The sequence below is a fragment of the Enterovibrio makurazakiensis genome, assembly GCF_050336585.1.
GTDB classification, from domain to species: Bacteria; Pseudomonadota; Gammaproteobacteria; order Enterobacterales; family Vibrionaceae; genus Enterovibrio; species Enterovibrio gelatinilyticus.
In genome coordinates, this window is the sequence record NZ_JAKJSE010000040.1 from 1 (window position 1) to 17,975 (window position 17,975).

Annotated in this window: 16 protein-coding genes; 6 read left to right on the forward strand and 10 right to left on the reverse strand. The window is 47.3% G+C overall.

The window, feature by feature from the left end; translation table 11 throughout:
• Nucleotides 1-3 precede the first annotated feature (3 nt).
• Nucleotides 4-648 (forward strand): lysophospholipid acyltransferase family protein, encoded by a 645-nt coding sequence (locus L4D06_RS23790; protein ID WP_429741946.1) that lies wholly within the window; start codon nucleotides 4-6, stop codon nucleotides 646-648.
• A 126-nt stretch (nucleotides 649-774) separates the two neighbouring features.
• Nucleotides 775-1,527, forward strand: coding sequence for a TSUP family transporter (locus L4D06_RS23795; RefSeq protein ID WP_429741879.1), 753 nt, complete (start codon nucleotides 775-777; stop codon nucleotides 1,525-1,527).
• A gap of 152 nt (nucleotides 1,528-1,679) precedes the next feature.
• Here the strand turns inward: L4D06_RS23795 and L4D06_RS23800 are convergent, their stop codons facing one another.
• Nucleotides 1,680-3,230, reverse strand: coding sequence for a hypothetical protein (locus tag L4D06_RS23800; RefSeq protein WP_429741881.1), 1,551 nt, complete (start codon nucleotides 3,228-3,230; stop codon nucleotides 1,680-1,682).
• Nucleotides 3,231-3,433: 203 nt separating this feature from the next.
• Nucleotides 3,434-3,979 carry a peroxiredoxin family protein gene (locus tag L4D06_RS23805; RefSeq protein WP_429741883.1) on the reverse strand — a complete coding sequence of 182 codons (546 nt, stop codon included), beginning with the start codon at nucleotides 3,977-3,979 and terminating at the stop codon, nucleotides 3,434-3,436.
• A gap of 259 nt (nucleotides 3,980-4,238) precedes the next feature.
• On the opposite strand from L4D06_RS23805, the gene L4D06_RS23810 reads away from it, so the two are divergent.
• The 3 genes from L4D06_RS23810 to L4D06_RS23820 all read left to right on the forward strand — a co-directional run bounded on the left by L4D06_RS23810 (nucleotide 4,239) and on the right by L4D06_RS23820 (nucleotide 6,412).
• Nucleotides 4,239-5,162, forward strand: coding sequence for a DoxX family membrane protein (locus tag L4D06_RS23810; RefSeq protein WP_429741885.1), 924 nt, complete (start codon nucleotides 4,239-4,241; stop codon nucleotides 5,160-5,162).
• A 144-nt stretch (nucleotides 5,163-5,306) separates the two neighbouring features.
• Nucleotides 5,307-5,822: an RNA polymerase sigma factor gene (locus L4D06_RS23815; RefSeq protein WP_429741887.1), complete on the forward strand. Its 516-nt coding sequence runs from the start codon at nucleotides 5,307-5,309 to the stop codon at nucleotides 5,820-5,822.
• A 2-nt stretch (nucleotides 5,823-5,824) separates the two neighbouring features.
• Nucleotides 5,825-6,412, forward strand: coding sequence for a hypothetical protein (locus tag L4D06_RS23820; protein WP_274165888.1), 588 nt, complete (start codon nucleotides 5,825-5,827; stop codon nucleotides 6,410-6,412).
• Nucleotides 6,413-6,560: 148 nt separating this feature from the next.
• Here L4D06_RS23820 and L4D06_RS23825 read toward each other — a convergent pair whose 3' ends face one another.
• The 6 genes from L4D06_RS23825 to nrfB form a co-directional block, all read right to left on the reverse strand.
• Nucleotides 6,561-8,309, reverse strand: coding sequence for an FG-GAP repeat protein (locus L4D06_RS23825; RefSeq protein WP_429741889.1), 1,749 nt, complete (start codon nucleotides 8,307-8,309; stop codon nucleotides 6,561-6,563).
• 360 nt (nucleotides 8,310-8,669) lie between these two features.
• Nucleotides 8,670-9,098 carry a cytochrome c-type biogenesis protein CcmH gene (locus L4D06_RS23830; protein ID WP_429741891.1) on the reverse strand — a complete coding sequence of 143 codons (429 nt, stop codon included), beginning with the start codon at nucleotides 9,096-9,098 and terminating at the stop codon, nucleotides 8,670-8,672.
• A 4-nt stretch (nucleotides 9,099-9,102) separates the two neighbouring features.
• Complete coding sequence (locus L4D06_RS23835) at nucleotides 9,103-11,049, reverse strand: heme lyase CcmF/NrfE family subunit (RefSeq protein WP_429741893.1); 1,947 nt, start codon at nucleotides 11,047-11,049, stop codon at nucleotides 9,103-9,105.
• 131 nt (nucleotides 11,050-11,180) lie between these two features.
• Complete coding sequence (gene nrfD / locus L4D06_RS23840; protein ID WP_429741895.1) at nucleotides 11,181-12,146, reverse strand: cytochrome c nitrite reductase subunit NrfD; 966 nt, start codon at nucleotides 12,144-12,146, stop codon at nucleotides 11,181-11,183.
• Complete coding sequence (gene nrfC, locus L4D06_RS23845; protein ID WP_274165883.1) at nucleotides 12,143-12,832, reverse strand: cytochrome c nitrite reductase Fe-S protein; 690 nt, start codon at nucleotides 12,830-12,832, stop codon at nucleotides 12,143-12,145. Before nrfC ends, nrfD begins: the two co-directional genes overlap by 4 nt.
• Nucleotides 12,829-13,431: a cytochrome c nitrite reductase pentaheme subunit gene (gene nrfB / locus L4D06_RS23850; protein WP_429741898.1), complete on the reverse strand. Its 603-nt coding sequence runs from the start codon at nucleotides 13,429-13,431 to the stop codon at nucleotides 12,829-12,831. Before nrfB ends, nrfC begins: the two co-directional genes overlap by 4 nt.
• 481 nt (nucleotides 13,432-13,912) lie before the next feature.
• Here nrfB and nrfA point away from each other — a divergent pair, with 481 nt between their 5' ends.
• Nucleotides 13,913-15,331, forward strand: coding sequence for an ammonia-forming nitrite reductase cytochrome c552 subunit (nrfA, locus tag L4D06_RS23855; protein WP_429741948.1), 1,419 nt, complete (start codon nucleotides 13,913-13,915; stop codon nucleotides 15,329-15,331).
• A gap of 68 nt (nucleotides 15,332-15,399) precedes the next feature.
• On the opposite strand, the gene L4D06_RS23860 is transcribed toward nrfA, so the two are convergent.
• Both L4D06_RS23860 and L4D06_RS23865 read right to left on the reverse strand, forming a co-directional pair.
• Entirely contained in the window at nucleotides 15,400-15,978 is a 579-nt protein-coding gene (locus tag L4D06_RS23860) for a TPR domain-containing protein (RefSeq protein WP_429741900.1), read from the reverse strand.
• A gap of 196 nt (nucleotides 15,979-16,174) precedes the next feature.
• Nucleotides 16,175-17,890, reverse strand: coding sequence for a BatD family protein (locus L4D06_RS23865; RefSeq protein WP_429741902.1), 1,716 nt, complete (start codon nucleotides 17,888-17,890; stop codon nucleotides 16,175-16,177).
• Between the last annotated feature and the right edge of the window lie 85 nt (nucleotides 17,891-17,975).

A 17,975-nucleotide genomic window follows, 5' to 3' on the forward strand; every position in this document is an offset into this window, starting at 1 on the left:
ATTATGTTGTCAAAAATACCAAAAGTGTTGTTTGTTATGTTGGTGGTGAAGCCTTTGGTGTTTGTAGCACTTGGCTTAAACGTTATTAACAGAGACAAACTACCCCAAAATGGTCCAGCAGTGCTTGCGGCGAATCATAACAGCCATCTTGATACGCTGGTTTTGCTCGCTTTGTTTCCAATTAGTCAAGTTCACAGAGTTCGCCCCGTTGCCGCGGCTGATTACTTTTTATCAAATCGATTTGTTTCTTGGTTGTCACTCAATGTGATTGGCATTATTCCCATTAAACGGATGAATTCAGGTGCTGATAAAGAAAAGTTGTTTGATGAGTGCCATCGAGCGCTGAGTAATAACGATATTCTGTTGGTATTTCCTGAAGGCAGTCGAGGTGAGCCAGAAGTGATGAGTGGATTGAAGAAGGGAATTTACCATTTAGTGAAAGAGCATGATAAATGTCCCATTCTTCCCGTTGTCATGAGAGGTCTAGGGATGTCTCTTCCAAAGGGGACGGCGATGTTTGTACCGTTCAATTGCGATGTGGTTGTTGGTGATCCGATTGACGAATTTCAGAGCTCTGACGCTTTCCTTGTTGATATGCAGACAGCTTATGACGCGTTAAGTAAACATTGTGTGACTCAACTGCTTTAACTTATCTCGCGTTGTCACCTATTCACTGGCTGTTGTTGTCTACTGAGGTTTGTAAGTGAATTAAGTAAAGAAGATGTAGGCAATGCCTTGTCCATTGCGATGCGATTATCTCCGAGGGGTTGAGCTATGGAATTGGCTAACGAAATCCTGTTTTTCTTGTTTGTGACGGCTATTGTCGCTGGGTGTATTGATGCGTTGGCGGGTGGGGGCGGGCTTATCACGATACCTGCCATGTTGATGTGCGGAATCCCCCCTGTTTCTGCCATAGCAACCAACAAAGTGGGCGGTGTCGGTGGCACGTTATCAGCGTCTTTGCACTTCATCAAAACCGGAGACATTCAGCTCAGTGAAATAAAGTGGATGATGCTGACAACATTCCTTGGGGCGTTTTTCGGCGGAATGGTGTTAACCATGGTTGATAGTGATTTCCTATCGCTTATTGTTCCGTTTTTGCTGATTGGCTTTTCATTGTATTTTCTGTTCTCACCCAATCTAGGAGACGTCGACCAAGAAAAGAAAATATCGCCTTATGCCTATACGCTTGTTGTTGCTACCGCCATTGGATTCTATGACGGATTCTTTGGCCCCGGTACTGGCTCATTTTTTGCGATATCCCTGGTGTTTCTGCTGGGGTTTAACTTAGTTAAAGCGACCGCACAAACTAAAATCCTGAACTTCTGTAGTAACTTAGCTGCCTTGTTATATTTTATTTATGAAGGGAGCATTATTTGGGATGTGGGCTTACTGATGTTCATTGGGCAGGTCATTGGGGGGAAAGTCGGCGCGAAATTGGTGCTATCTAAAGGCAAGCAGCTTATAAAGTTCGCCATGATCGTCGTGACGATAGGGATTTCGACCAAAATGCTGATACTAGACTGATCTGAACGTGTTTTTGTATAAAAGGAATAAAGTCCCACACACCGCGTTGCGAAGCCCTCATTGGCGAGTCTGACCATTTCTAGTCTAAGAATCGATTACAGAATGTAAGCCACAGTGTCGTGGATAACCCGTTTTTGTTTTCCACCAACGGTTCAACATACAATCTTGTCAGGGCCAGGTAGGGCTGTGGGGTCAAATAGATATTGGTCACTGATCAGGCGCGAGGCTGGGTCAGTATAATCTGGTGGGGCGGATGTTGCGTTGGTGACCTTCTCTGCACCTGTTGTGTCGCTGGGGGCAGAAAGACTGGCTATGGCTTTGGGATTACCGATCATTTTAAACAAGGTGAACAACTGACGGTAAAGAGCTCGTATGTTTGGGTCATGTTTATTGTAGTGAGAAACAATTTTGTCGAGTAATTTCGGGTCTTGGGTGAAAGCGGCATATGCTGATGCGAAAAATTCATCGATGCCTTTCCAAGGGTGTCCGCCAGCACCTGACCAGACAGTGTCATGAACTGGGATGATTCCAGAAGCGCGTCGGTCGATGCCACTCTCCGAAGATTCATAAGGCGGCGGTGATTTTGGGTCAAACTTTTTCTGGGGCAGATCGGCAGGTTTTGTATTTCTCAGTTTGATATAGATATCTGCAACTTGCAGTATCAGGTTGTCTGGTACCCTTTGCGCTGGGTCATCATGCCTAGCAGTGGCGTGGTGCTCGAAGATGCCATGTGATGCTTCGTGGGCTGCCACGTCCACTATGTCGGTTGACAATGCGTTGGATGACAGGAACAGGACACCTTTTTTATCCATTGTCCGAAACCTATCAGACACATCTGGGGCGATAAAAATGTACTTGATCTTAAAAGTGGATGTGTCGGGGATGTTGCTATTCAGCTTTTCGACGGTAACCATCACTTCCCTTAGTTTTTTTACTGTCCCCACAAGATTGGGGTTTGGATGCTTCCCGCAATGGTAAACTTTCGACTTAGTTACCTCCGTTAGCTCCAAACCGAGGTTTTCGTTATACGTCAGGACGTCTTCTACTTTGAACTCGCTATAGTTCATCATGATCCTCAACACCAAATCGCCACTCCTTAGCTCTCCAACTATTACTTGGTGACCAATGTAAACGTCGTCCCAAGGTTTGTGTTGTTGCGCTGGGTATGCCAAAAGAGTAGGAACTGGGGCGTAGAAGGCTGACATGGGAGTGTGATGGGCTGTGGATGCCAATTCTTCAGCATGGCGCCTTGCAGCAGCGGAATTGTCCATTGGGGCGTGGCGTTGGTGGATGGCATGCAGATATTCATGGCGGAGTATGTCGGCTTGGGTCGAACGCTCCGCCTGAAAGAACATGGGCGAAAGCCCGACCTTTCCCCGATCTGCCCAAGCCGGCGTGTCTGGTGGAAGCCAAGCGGGAGGGCGGAGTAAAAACGCTGGAGGGCCAATCCTCGACATCACAGACATTCGAGATGCCTGTTGGGTTGGTGGGACGCCATCTCCCCCTTGCGCCCCCTGTGTTTGTCGGCCGAGAATGTTGTTTTGAGACAACCATTCTAACGCTTGTCCCCCGACTGCACGTAGCGGAAAAGAGTATGAATGTTGCCTTTCGTTAACGCCTCGTTGAAAGTGGAGTGGGCCGTGAGACTTTAACGGTTTAGCCAGCTTGGTGGATTGGGGTTTGTCGGCGAAAGTCCTCATCATTGATCTCCTTTCGTCAAATCATTGCTGAGAACCTAACTAAAGCATAAAACGCGTCAGACGGAATGCTCTTGATTACTGCGTCTCGTCATCGTGACCGTTGTCTCGTAGTGTTCTCGAAAGAGAAAAGCATTTAACAAAAATGCGGCCTATTTTGCCCCAGAACACCCTGTCTAAATTGGCAGGTCCTTGGCGTCAGCGCGAATTCAAATACGACAACCTTCATCATCACATCGTCCTGACGATTCATCGGCATCCTCGGTCTGTGTTTGGACCGATTTCTCATCTAACAGCGAGCCAATAATGGCTCCCAGTTGTAGCTCATTGATTGAGCCAAAGTGGTTAAGTCGCAATCTACCCTGTCGGTCAATGACCAAAAGCGTAGGCGTGCCGCCAAATTGATACGCTTTCATGGTTTCAGGCACGTTGCTGTGCTGACTTGGTGTGTCTACCGCAACGGGAAACGTCAGGCGGTATTCATGGATAAATGCTTCTAATGCGCTAGGTGTCATCACCTCATGGTGTTCAAAGACCGAGTGCAGACCAATGACCTGAACATCATCGCTACGAAAAGACTGCTGCAAGTTCTTGGCAAGTGGTAGCCCATGAGAGACACAACCTGGGCACAGCATTTGAAATACATAGACAACAACTACCTGACCTCTGAAGTCCGCAATTTTAATGTTTTTTTCAGTGTTAAACGATTTTGTTGCGTTGATCTCAAAGGGTCTACCAACGTGATTGTTCAACATACTCTACTCCTTAGAATCATCGTTAATGCATGACTAATTGTTTCGATGCGAAACAATCTAGCGTGTCTTATGTGCTTTTGTCAAATTGGGTTTTGGTAGCCACTTGGTTTGATGCTTCTCACAAGGTTGCTCCAATGTGGTTTCCAAATTGACCGCGAAAAAAAATGAATGGAGATGCAATCAAAATCGTGACTGGCTCGTTAGTGAAGGGAAACAGCATGTTTTCACATGTGCCCAATTCAATAACTCAGGATTTCCTATGAACAAAAACAGTACGCTTTTCGCAAACGCTGCCTTCGCATTACGTATCGGACTCGGGTTGGTCTTTGTTATTGGAGGTCTTTCAAAACTGAGCCTGCTTCTTTCAAGCTCAAAGCAAGCCGCTATGGTGGCTAACTACATGGGAACGACAGGGTATATTAATGAGCTGTTTCAAGATTATTTGTTCAGTAATGGCGTGCTCACACCGTGGCTCTTCTTAACATCACTATCCTCGTTTGAGCTGTTTTCAGGCGTCGCCCTCATTGCGGGGTTCATGGTGCGTCCATTGGCGTTGCTTTACGGGTTTTTGCTTTGGACGTTTGTGTTCTCATTGCCAGTAGACACTGTGCCTGGCGCGTCTGTGGGCGTGAAAACTTACACCTCACCTGCGATGTTTGTGCAAATTCGAGATATCACCTTATCCGGCATGATGTTCGTGTTGTTTAATCTAGGCGCGGGGGCAAGAAGCCTCGATGCGCGTCGAGGTCAGGGCGACGTTGGAGAGGCGCCAAATTGGGATGTGTTGGGGTTGCTGCTGCGTTTCTCGCTTGGGGTGACGTTTATTATTGGTGGCTTTTTCGGTGCGTATGCAAAGATTCCATCTTTCGCAACGTACCAGTTAGTTTTAGCGGCAATAGGTTTGGTGCTGATTTTTGGTCAAGGCACATCGCTAAAGGCAGCAGCAGGTGCGGTGGTGTTAGTTATGGCATGGTATATGTTGCAGAAATTCAGCGTCGACAAAGGTGTGATCGCGAATCTAAATGGCGTAAAGCGGGAATTTGCATTGGCTGCTGCGGGTCTGGTTCTGTTGAGATTGGGAGGCGGCGTGCGCTTTACCTTGTTTGATTGTGTACGAAGAACAAAAGAAACCTTAGGCTTTCAAACATCTCAGCCTGAGATTGGTTGTCAAAGCAAACAGTGATACTCACTCGCGGTGTGGCGGTTTACTACTCCTCACCCGACGTCATTGAATTACGAGAGAGGGATATTTCCTTTTCATGCTTGAAAGCGGGTGGACGTATCAGGCACCTGCTTTATCAATTTTGTCATGTGAAGGACACTCGCCATGCTGAATTTTTTTAGAAAGCGTCGAAGGGTTGTTTTCACGGAAGCTTTGCTCAATCAGCTTTATCGTTATGCATTTTCTTTGTGTCACCACGAACCTCAAGCATATGATTTAGTGCAAAGTTGCTGTGAAAAAATACTAAAGAATGAAGATGAAGCCACACATACCAAAGCGTACATGATGCGTGTGATCCGAAATGAATTTGTTGATCACTGCCGTCGCAATCAGCTAGAGCTGATCACGTCGTCTGAGTTCATTGAAGGTGATGAAAATGACAGCTATGCGTTTAATGCGCTAGAAAAAATGACGATTGACGAGCAACACGTTGATATCTTGCTGAACAGTATGTCCGCAAAGGAGCGGGAGCTGCTTTATTTATGGGCAGTAGAAGGGTTTAGCATCCAAGAGATTGCCACCTTAACGGATATTCCAAGAGGAACATTGCTTTCACGTTTGAGTCGAATGAAAGCCCGCTTGGCGGATGAATTTGGTCACATGTTAAAGCAGGTATCGTAGCCATGACTTATTCAAAAAATCGTGACGCGTTAAAGTCGCAACTCGCCAAACATTACAACGAAAAATCCTTAACAGCGGCACAAATAAGTGCTTTGAAGGAGTTGGAAGAAAAGTCATCAGATAAAGAAACATTGCCCAGATCATATGTGTGGGGAACTGGGATGGCGATGGCAGCAATGTTGATGCTGGCGGTGAGCGTTTGGACGTTCTGGTATAAAGGGTATGATTATAATGCCATTTCGGCCGAGATTGCTTACAACCACAATAGCCAGATGCAGATGGAAATACTAAGCAATTCATTTGTGGATATTGATTCTTACCTCAACCGTTTAGATTTTGCATTGATCACGCCTAAGCAACTTCCCGTAGATAAATGGACCCTGTTAGGGGCGCGTTATTGCAGTATCGACGGGAAAATCGCTGCTCAGTTTCAGGTGGAGGATTTGGACACCAAGCGGATTTATACTTTTTATCAAGCAAAACTGCCGCAAGGGGTTGATGCAAATTTGAATAACGTGGTGATTGATATTGATGGTGTGAGTGTCGCTTTGTGGGAAGAAAACGGCCTACTCATGGGATTGGCAAAGTAGCCTGAAGCGTTGCGCCGAGCTTAAATGGTACAATGTTATTGCGAAGCATTGTTATGCGATAGCATTGATTGTGAAAAAGAGACCGTTTCGCAGGCAGAGTACTTACCTGTCACCCAAAGCAGGTAAGCATACCGCTCTCGTATGGTTGCTAAAACAAATAGACAACGCCAGATTTAACATCGTTGATTGGCGCACTCGGCGCACTTATCAATAGTTCTTTTTGTAAGGCGCTAAAGGCGATAGCTTTTCCAAAGTAAGAGACATCTTCGGTGTTAGGTGATTTTAGGTAGTGGGTTTGTAGCCAACTGCCATTTAATTCGAAAATATAGGCGGCACCTGCATTATTGGCGGTATTTCCGTTGTCGCTAGGGTCTATTCCCGAGCTAGAAGCATCTTCATATTGTGCGCCTACCGCGAGCCAATTGCCATTGTTGCCTATTGCTACTGAGGTACCGAATGCATCGCCGTCCTCTGCATTTGAAGCGACCAAACGAGCATGATGCAGCCAGTTTGAACCATCATAATGCCAAAGATGCACTGCACCCATTAAATCCAACCCTGTATTGTCGGTAGATGCCACATCAGATTCATTCGATACTCCAATAGCGATAATGTCGCCTGTATGTGAAATGGCAGCGGCATTGCCAAACCCACTAAATTCAATGGGAAAGGTGGATTTGAGATAACCTTCTTCTAACCAAGTATTGTTGGGTTGTTCACGATACACATAGGCTGCGCCGACGTTGAACACAGAATCATCCGTTGGTGCACCAGTGTAAGAGTCTTCCCCTGTTGCTGTTGCCAATAGCACGTCCCCCAATTTGTTTAGGCGCACTTTTCTTCCAAATAAATCTGAGTTATCGGCGTTCGAGGCTTTAAACCGCCATTCAAAATCCCAGGTTCCGCTGTTATGTTTATATAAATACACACTGCCACTGTTGGGAGCTAGGTCGTTTGCTGGAAGGGTATTTGTAATCGTGGTTCCGTCGGAGTCTTCGTTGTATGCACCAATGGCAAGCACTGTCCCGTCGCCAGAGATCGAAACAGAGCTAGCAAAGAAGTCGCTGGTGGTGGGGGCGGGGTTTTCAATGACGCTTGTATTGCTCCATGTTGTACCAGACAAAGTAAATATGTAAGCGGCCCCAGCATTTGTGGTAGCAGATATTGTCTGTTTCCACGCACCGATAACAATCACAGTGCCATCATCGTTGATATCGAGGTCAAAACCAAAGCCCGTCGTTGGATCGGAAGCGGGAACTGACGATGTTAGCAACGTTTGTTGTGCCCAGCCGTCATCGCCACGTCGGTATACGATCACTTCGCCACTGTTAACGTCAGGATCAGAACTGATCAGGGTCGATATGATCATGGTTAGCCCGTCTCCACTAACAGCCATAACATGACCATGGTTTTGTCCGATGGCGGGATTTTGTGGTTCGTAGTGCCCAATGATGGTATCGAATGATTTGTAGACAACCTGAAGTATTTCTCCATCGACCGTCTCTGAATTAATGCGTGCTTGCACGTAATACCCATCTTCATCGGATGCTGGTATCAGTGTATCTAAATACAGGGTATAGCTAAGAGGACTTTCGAGTGGGTTAATCGCTGATTCATCGTCGAATGTATCTAGAACGCGGGTGGTAGTTAAAGCGTTTGAGGGGTTAATTACGGCAACTTGCTCACAGGTTCCCGCATTGTCTTTGCACAACACATAATCGTCAGCACTGGCATTCGCCCATGAGAAATTGAGTGTTTTGGTCGAGCTAACACTGACAGACAGTGCCAAATCCTCAGCAGTGATAGAAGTACCAGGAGTTGCGCCCGTTAATTGGCTGTTATCACACCCAACCAGCCATCCTACAAGCGCAATAGATAAGAGTATCTTTTTCCACATCTTGAAAACCACACCTGAAAAAGTACCGAATTAATAATGGGTTATGCCTTTTTACGAAAAGGCTTACATTTAATTATAGGATAATTTATTGATCATAATGGGGCGGTAAAAGTGTGAGCATTTAATGGGGAGCAAGATAAAGGGATAGTAACAAATGGCGGTAGGCTCTAAGAAAAGCACAAGCTCTTGGTACGCTAAACCAGTGATCTACTATTCTGGCAAGGCTGCTTTTCAGTTTCAGGTGAAAATTTAACGGGTGGTGCATATTTTACGTGTCGAGTTCGATCTGTCCGTTTGTATTATTAAGGATAATCATGATCTTAAATTGTTTATCTTGCTTATGTTTAGGCCATTTCATGTTCATTCTTGGCGAGAATGGCGGAATATAAAGAAACCGAAGCCAAACAATATCAATAATGGGGCGAGCCAAAGCGCGGCTGTTCCTGCTGTGAAGGGAGGCTGGTAATGCACCATGTGTCCATACTGGGAAACCATATTGCTGACCACTTCTTTTTCTGTCGCGCCAGCTTCAACCTGTTGATATACGGTCAGTAGCAAATTCTGTGCTACGGTCGAATTGGACTCAATGAGGTTCTGGTTTTGACATTCAGGACAGCGAAGCGTTTTTCCCAATTTTAGCGCCAGACGTTGATTTTCAGCCGAAGAAAACTGAAAGGTTTCGGCATTGTCTTGCTGCAACGGTGTGGTGTCGGATGTGCTCGCTGCTGATGAAAATGAGGTGCAAGAAAGCAATAAGCTGAATAGTGAGAAGAGATATATCTGTTTCATCGTCTTAGTGAATCCTCTCAGAGAGTGGTGAGGGTTCGCTTTGTCCAACGCGTGCAAGGCGCGCGCGTTTGTAGTGATAGACAGCCCCCCATAAACCTGCGATTAGCATCATAAATGCGCCAATCCAAAGCAAGTGAACGTACGGCTTTATCTGGACTCTTACTGCGAAAGTATCTGAATCAAACTTGCTGCCAAGCGTGACATACACATCGCTAAAATTATCTCTGAGTACGCCCGCTTCAGACATGTTCATTGTCCTGACGGTGTAGTGACGTTTTTCAGGGGTAACATGACCAATCTCAGTGCCATTTTTTGACACAGACAAAGTGATGCGCTCTGCGGTGTAATTGGGACCAATATGCCATGAACTTCCCTGATGAGTCACGGTGTATGGCCCTAAATAGACGTGTTGGTTCCCCTGCATTTTTGCGCTTATTTCACTGCCAAAACCATCAAGAAGCGCCGCCCCCATTATCGTGATGGCAAGGCTCAAATGCCCGAGTGTCATTGCAATAGGCGCCATAGTCCGCGAACTGTTAAACCAGTGGTAAACGGTAGCGATGATTAAGGAAAATGAGGCGGTCAGCGCAGCCGATACCATCAACGAGAAGGGGGCTTGGTAGTATTGGGTCCCTAGATAGGTGATCACACATCCAACAAGCAAGGAGACCGTTATGCCTATCCGCATTTTATGTTTTGACAACCCACGAGCAGTGCTGAAGGTGGCAGCGAAGGCAGAGACTACAGCCAAAGGGACGAACAACGAGTTAAAGTAAGGTGCTCCCACAGACAGTGTGCCGAGTCCCATTGCGGCATAAATCATGGGATACAAGGTGCCAAGCATCACAATTAACATCATGGCGCACAGCAAACTGGCAGCTACCATGAGCCAGAATCGTTGAGGGTGCCAACGTGATTTCTCGGCATCTTGGTGGGAAATATTCGCGGCCCTCAGCGCAAAAAGCAGCAACGCGGGGAAAAGTAACACGGTTAAAATAATCAGCAACCCTGTGCCTCGCATCGGGGCCGAGGCAAACGCATGCACTGACGTCAGTACGCCTGAGCGGACGATAAACGTGCCTAATATGGTCAGTGCGAATGTCACTATGGCGAGCAGAAGCGTCCAACTGACCAGCGTGTTGTTTCGGGCTGTCGATACCAAGCAATGTATTAACGCGGTGGCGGTTAACCAAGGCAGAAGTGAAGCGTTTTCGACCGGGTCCCAAAACCACCAGCCTCCCCATCCTAGTTCGTGATAGGCCCACCAAGAGCCTATCGCAATACCTACCGTTAGAAATGCCCATGTAACCAGTGCCCAGCGCAGGCATGAATCAGCCCATGCTCTGGCGGGTGTTTGAGTGAGAAGTGCAGCAATCGCAAAGGCAAATGGCACAGCAAAACCAATGTAGCCCAAATAAAGCAGTGGGGGATGCAGAATCAACCCTATGTCTTGCAGCATGGGGTTGAGATCTCTGCCTTCCAATGCCGCGGGTAGTTCTCGTAAAAATGGGTTGGATAACCAAAGGCAGTAAATACCTAACAGTGTCACGATGGTACTGAGAACAAACCGCGCTGCATTGGCATAATCTTCGGGCAACGTCTTGTTGTTAGCCACCAGTGCCGACCAGCCAGAAAGAGCGAGTACCATAAAGAGAAATGACCCTTCATGCCCACCCCAAACCGCGGCCAACTTGAAGGGGGTAGGTAGTGCGCTATTCGAATGTTGGGCAACATATTGCAGTGAGAAGTCGTCATTGATAAAACTGAAGGCGAGGATTGCTGTTGCTGTAAAGAGGCAAAAAAACGCAAGGGTTGCGAGCCAAGGCGTCATGCTCGCCGTTTCCTTGAACGTGGTATTCGGAAAGCAGAGGCTCAACCCACCGAGCACAGAGGAAGAAAATGCGGAAGTGATACCAACAATAAGAAGACAATGACCAATTTCAGAGAGCATAGGCAAGATAACTTTTTGATAAATAAACCCAGAGAACCAACTCAGGAAACTAAGGTGAATGGGTTCGTTAGGTAACTCGCTTTACCTGAGGACATTGTGACTAAGCATCCTCAGGCAAAGCCGATGTTGTGTTAGACCGTGGTCATTTGTCCTGCGTACAGAATAAATGTGCGTAACATCAATACCCCAATCAGGCTCAATGTCGTGACGACGGCAAGATAACTGGTGCGGTGTTTAACGCCGCTCGGACTTACCGCGTTTAGGACTAATGGCAAAACCATTCCGAGCCCGATAACCCCGTACCAGAACCAACTGGACCAAAATCCTCCTCCTATCGCTGCTAACACAGCCACTTCTTTCTGCCCTCCGCCAAAATACAGCCCAGAGAAGAACGCAAAGATAACGAACAGTTCGAATAACACGACGGGACGCTCAAAACGATGGACCCATCGCACAGACGCGCTGTTCATTGGCTCTTTGAATCCAATGACACCGACAAGCAAACACGCCGCTGCGCCAGATGAAAGGCTTGAGAACAGAAATAGGATTGGCAACACAGGATTATTGAGCAACGGATAGGTTTTGAGAGCCGAAAGCAGAAAACCTGTGTAGGCCGCAAGCACAATGGCAAGGATTGCCAGTGTGATTTCCAGACCGTTTTCAAATCGACGGCAGGCCGTTAGCAGTGCATTGGCACCAGGGATCTTGTCTACCCAATGACCGACAATACGTTGAATGTCGTTCAGGAAAACACCGGCTAGCCACGCAAACAACACCATCATATAGACTTGGAACAACACCACGCCCATGGACATCACAGACGTTGGGTTGAAATAAATCATGATCTTCCAGAACTCAAGTGGTTTAGTGAGGTGGAAAACCAAGATAAGTAAGCCAACAATGATGCCCATAGGGGCAAGAATGGCGGTGGCGCGAATAATGCCATTTTTTGCCGCGTCACCTTCAATCACATTTCGTTTAAGGTAAACAGCTATCATAGCCGCGCCTGCAGACATGCCTGCAAGGAAAAGGTATACCGCAATGATCCAATCCCAGACCAGTGAGTCAAACTGAAAAGCATTAGCGAAGGTGCTCATGACTTTATCTCCCCTGCATTGTGCGGCACTTTATAGAGCTGAGGTGCAGTTCCAAGGTGGGCTTTATCGCGGTAAACCGTCTTCTGTTTTAGCAATTGAGAAACCTGACTTTCAGGATCATTGAGATCGCCAAAGGTGAGGGCTTTCGTTGGGCAAGACTCCACACAAGCAGGCAGTTTTCCTTCTGCCAGGTTGGTGTGACGACAAAAATCACATTTATCAGCCGCATGGGTTTCGGGGTGGAAGAATCGAACTTGATAGGGGCAAGCCGCCAAGCAGTATCCACAGCCGACACATTTGTCGGCGACCACATCTACGATTCCTGTATCAGGGTCTTTTATCGCTGCACCTGTCGGGCAAACGTAAACACAAGGGGCATTTTCGCAATGCTGACAAGAGACACGGGTGAAGCCGTATTTCGTATCTGGGTATTCACCCACAGGCTCAGTGCGAACAATCTCAAGTCGTGACACCCCTTCGGGAACATTATTGACCGTTCGGCACGCATCGGTACACGCGGTGCAACCAATACACAGGCCTTCGTCATGCACCATTCCATATCGAATGCTGTTGATTTCGGTACTTGCGGCGAGAACAGGACGACTGATCATCTGAGTGCCCGCAACGCCAGTCGTAAAGATAACAGCCCCTGCTCCGGTAAGAAATTGACGTCTAGAACAACTCATTCTTTCTCCTCCCGTGCTTTGGTTTGGTCGGAATGGCAATCAACGCAGAGTTGAATGTTGTCTTTGCGCGTAATGCCTTTCATTGGGTCCTGTTTAGGGTGTACATCGTGGCAAGACGTACAGGTGAGATCTCTTGCATGGACATCATGTGTCCAGTTGGCTTCACGTAAATCAAGCGGTTCGTGGCACGCTTCGCATTGCGTGTTTTGTTGCAGGATCCACGCGAGTGACGCAGCAGGAATGTCTGTGCCTGCCATGGATTGAGAGTGGTCAAATTTGACAACATCTTTTGCGCCGTCACGGTGATCTTCAGTGATACCTGTGTGGCAGTCGATGCAGGTCATGTCTCGATTTGTGTGGGGGTTGATGGCTTCGCCGTGTGTTCCAGCGAGTTGGTTTTCCTCGTCTTTATGGCACTGTGTGCAAGCGTAATCGGGGTTTCTTTGAAATGTCACTTCATGCTGTTGTGAAACAGAATCTCCACTGGTTTGAGCAGATACTCCTTCGTTAGCAGTGGCAACAGTCAGCGATATGCCCCAAAGACAAAGCGCAGCAATGATGGTTGCGCTCCAGAAGGGGCTGGCTTTGAGATTGCTCATTGTTCACCTTTAACAGCGTTTCCGTCATGAGAGCAAAACTCATAGACCGAAGCTGCTTGATCAGAGTTACGTGATCTGCCGCAGGCTAAAATAGCCTGTGCATTCCTTGTTAACTCTCATTACATTTTTGCATACAGCCACAACGCCGTGTAAGGATATTAGATATCAGACCCACGATAGAATGAAGGTTCACACCTCTCGATTTAACAAAACAAACAAATTAAATACACCTTTAATGATGCACATCAATTTTGGGCTATAAACAAAAATCATTCCCATTAATAGGCTGAAAAATGAGGTTATGAAATTGTGAATGTCACCCAAGGATGAAATAAATGTCACAGATTATGTGTGGGAATTCGCTACACTATTTAGAACTCCAATTGCATTGTCTGCATACCTGAACTCACAACGCTGGTAGGACGATAAATTAAAAAATATTGGAGGCAATGCTGTGAGCATTCAGTCGGCAACTCGTATCATGTCTGCCTGCATCATGAGTGCGGTAATGGGGATCTCGATTCTTGGTTATTCCTCAACCGTATTGGCAGAGACATCCCCCCCAGACACAAAACGCATTGAAGTGCGTAATGACGTCTATCAATCTACCTTCCCTGAACAATATGACTCGTGGAAAGCCACTAGCGAGAGTAAGCATTTAGAGGATGCGCTCGCTGAAGATCCCAACATGGTCATCATGTGGGCGGGTTATGGCTTTGCAAAAGATTACAATAAAGCACGTGGCCACTTTTATGCGTTAGATGATGTTCGAAACACGTTACGCACCGGCGCGCCGAAAGATGCGCAATCAGGTCCGATGCCAATGGCATGTTGGAGCTGTAAAAGTCCTGATGTTGCTAGGTTAATCGAGGAACGCGGCGAAGACGGTTATTTTGACGGGAAATGGTCACGTCTTGGCGACGAAATCAGCAATACGATAGGTTGCGGTGATTGTCACGATACAAAAAGCGAAGCGTTTGAGCGAGGCGAACCAGCACTGAAGCTGTCACGCCCGTATGCAGACAGGGCCATGAACAGTATTCATCAACCGTTTGAGCAACAATCCCGTTTTACTCAACAGGCTCAAGTGTGTGGACAGTGTCATGTTGAGTACTATTTCTCAGGGCCGACCAAAGCGGTCACCTTCCCTTGGGCGCAAGGTACCAATGTCGATCAAATGGAAGATTACTTTGACGCGATTGGCTTTAAAGATTGGACGCATAAATTGTCTAAAGCGCCGATGCTGAAAGCGCAGCACCCAGAGTTTGAAACGTGGCGTGATGGTATACATGGCAAAAACGATGTCGGTTGTATTGACTGCCACATGCCGAAAGTACAAACCCCTGAAGGTAAGGTGTACACCAGCCACAAAATTGGCAACCCATTTGATCAGTTCGAAAATACGTGTGCTCAGTGTCATACACAAAGTAAAGACACCATGTTGGAAATTGTGTCGACGCGTAAAGCACAAGTGCTGAACATGAAGCTTACGGCTGAAAAGCATATTGTGGCTGCGCACTTTGAAGCAGCAGCAGCGTGGGATGCGGGTGCTAGCGATGTTGAAATGGAATCGATCCTTCAAGATATTCGTCATGCGCAATGGCGTTGGGATTATGCGATAGCGTCACATGGCGTTCATATGCATGCCCCTGAGATTGCATTAAAAGCCTTGGGTACAGCTGTAGACCGTGCAGCAGATGCGCGAACCAAGTTGGCTCGCCTACTCGCGACGAAGGGCATCACAGAGCCTGTTCAGATACCGGATATTTCTACGAAAGAGAAAGCGCAGGCAGTATTGGGTATGGACATGGAAACCATGAACACGGAGAAAGCAGAGTTCTTGAAAACTGTCGTTCCTCAGTGGGATGAAGATGCAAAAGTCCGTGAGGCGTCATATTAATAGGGCTAGGTCTATCGATTAAGCCGATAAAGTGAGTGAAAGCCAAGGTCAGCGAAAGCTGGCCTTTTTTACATCATACGCTTGGCTTGATGTATGGATGTGATAATAGCCACGCGGTCAATGTCGGGGTGATTGGCATCAAGAATGGTCTCCCAATGTTCGATCGCCAATGGGTATCTTGCTGACAGGAAATGATCCGATGCGATAAGCATGTGTGCGGAAGCATTATTAGGGTCGCGTTTTAGCGCTTCATTTAACCAAGTTTGTACTTGGTCATCGAATCGTTGTTTGTTGGCGTAATAGCGAGCGGTGGCTTGTGCAGAAAAAATATCTGCAGCTGGATCGCTTGATAAACGCTCCGCGTAGTGAAACACCGTTGAGGCGTTATCAAACTCTCCCCTTGCCATGTATTCATGGCCCAGTTCAAACCACAGCTTCCCGTTTTGCTTGTCGGCTTTTAATTGGGTTTGAAGGGCATCGAAACGAGGTGTAACGAAGGATTCTGATTTCGGCATGACGAAGTTACTTGGTGCAGAAAACAGCTGTGACGGTTCACCCAAATGAAGGTAAACCATACTGCTGATCCCTAATACAAAGGTACCTACTATGATGGGTACTCGTCGTGATGTGTGTGTCTTTGGAGTCATAGGCGCTACTGCCAACACCATACAGAATGAGATTATGGTCGCGCCAATTGAATTGAGAATCAATGTTTTGTGGTCGGTATTGATAACTCGCGAGGGTTTCGTTTTTGCTACGAGAAATTTGACGGTAAACCGAGCCGTTATTTAACAAAAAAACCGGACGTTTCTGTCCGGTTTTTAGAGGGTTAGTCAAGCAATTCTAGGGGGTTAACTCGCTGAGTGAGTCTCCCTTCTTCGTCGCTTTTTTAGCACTGTCTTTGCTCACTGTCTCGGCTTGCGAGAGTAATGAGAGCAATTCGCTGTTATCCCAGCTTTCTGCTTGTGGGCGGTATCGACTTGCCATCATGGCGCTAATTTCAGCGTCAATACCCTCGCGTAACTCGAAGGGTAAATGGCCGTTTTTCCAGTTGCGATAGTGGGTAGAGACTGCCACGGCATCGTTAGCATTCACCGCCGTTTTCAATGCCAGCAGAGCATTGCCTGTGCCTTTTATTGATTGGCGAGCGGTAGCATTGTTTTGTGGCACGATAACCTCAGGGCGGCGCAAGTACATGCCGAGCGTGCCTAACCATAAAACGGCAAAAAAGCCTGTCGCCCACGGCCAGTATCCAGCAGTGATGACCACGTTTTCGCTATTGCTTGGTGCTGGTGCTGATGGCGTTAACGCAACATCTGGCATGATAGGTTGCGTGATCGGCGTATTCTCTCCCGCTTCGATTGACAACGTCAGGCCCTCAATCTTGCTGGTTTCTGGTTGCTTGCGTGAGGTGTTAAACCAATTGATAGACAACGGCGGTAGGGTCACGTCTCCTGCTTGGCGCGGGATAATCACTTGTTTTACCGTCATCACGGTGTAATCACCGTCTTCGCTGTATTCCGGTTTATCTGAATACACGCTCACGCTGGTGGGGTAATCCAAATTGAGATTTGGCATCGCGCTTTGGGCGATGTTTTTGATCTTCAATGAAATCACGCGATTAATAGGTTCGCCGACTTGGGCGTTGGTACTCTCACTGAGTGTGTTTGGCTCCCAACGCTGAGTGAGATCAAGATCGGGGGTTGGTAGCCACAAGCCTTTATAATCCGCAGGCTTTGGCGAGATGTTGAGTGTTAGGCTATTCGCTTGGCGACTGATGGGCAGGCCAACAGACGATCCCCAACTGTTTCCTTTCACTTCCGTGCCGCTGAATACGGCACCTTCGAGGGTAAGCTCGCCAGCTTGTGTTGGGGTGATTTGATACTGGCGACTGATCACCACGTAACGGCGTCCGTTAACGACCGCCTCTGCTTGCACGTCATCCCCAACTTGCGCAACATCCATCCCTTCGCCGAACGGTGCTTGCAACGCAGGGGAGTCTAGCCGAGTGCCAATCATTAAGCGCACGCGATAGTTGAAGGTTTCTCCGATATACCCGTCGTGGCGATCAAGAGTAGCAATGACCTCTACTGCTTGTGTATCACCCTGAGCGCCTTTGTCTCCGGCATCAACAACCTGAACTGTGATCGGCTCTGTGGTCATGTCATCAATAGTGAGTGACGGAATGGTGACATTGCCCACGCGTTTACCTGCAATTGCCACACGCCAAACGGTGGTGCGCGAGAAATTACCATTGATATAAGACGTATTGCTGCTGACGCTCGGTCTGCCATAGATAAAATCTTTGTCTAATGGAGACAGATCAAGGGCGTCGTTACTCACACTCTCATCGACAGAGACGGTCAGTTGCAGTGCATCACCTAATGCGATGACATTTTTCGATACTGTCGCTTCAGCAACTCCCGCAAATGCCACGCTTGGCAATGTACTTAACGCCAATACAGCGATAAGCATGGCGGCTTTTGCTGGTCGCCACAGTACTTGCAGAGACCGTACCAGCAGAATCGGGGACATCAGCGAAAATCTCTGAGGTTTCATGTTTTGCTCACCCATTTATTTCTTCACCAATTGGCTTGTTCACTAATTTGTTTAACACCAGCTTGCTCATGGCTTGGTAGCGATT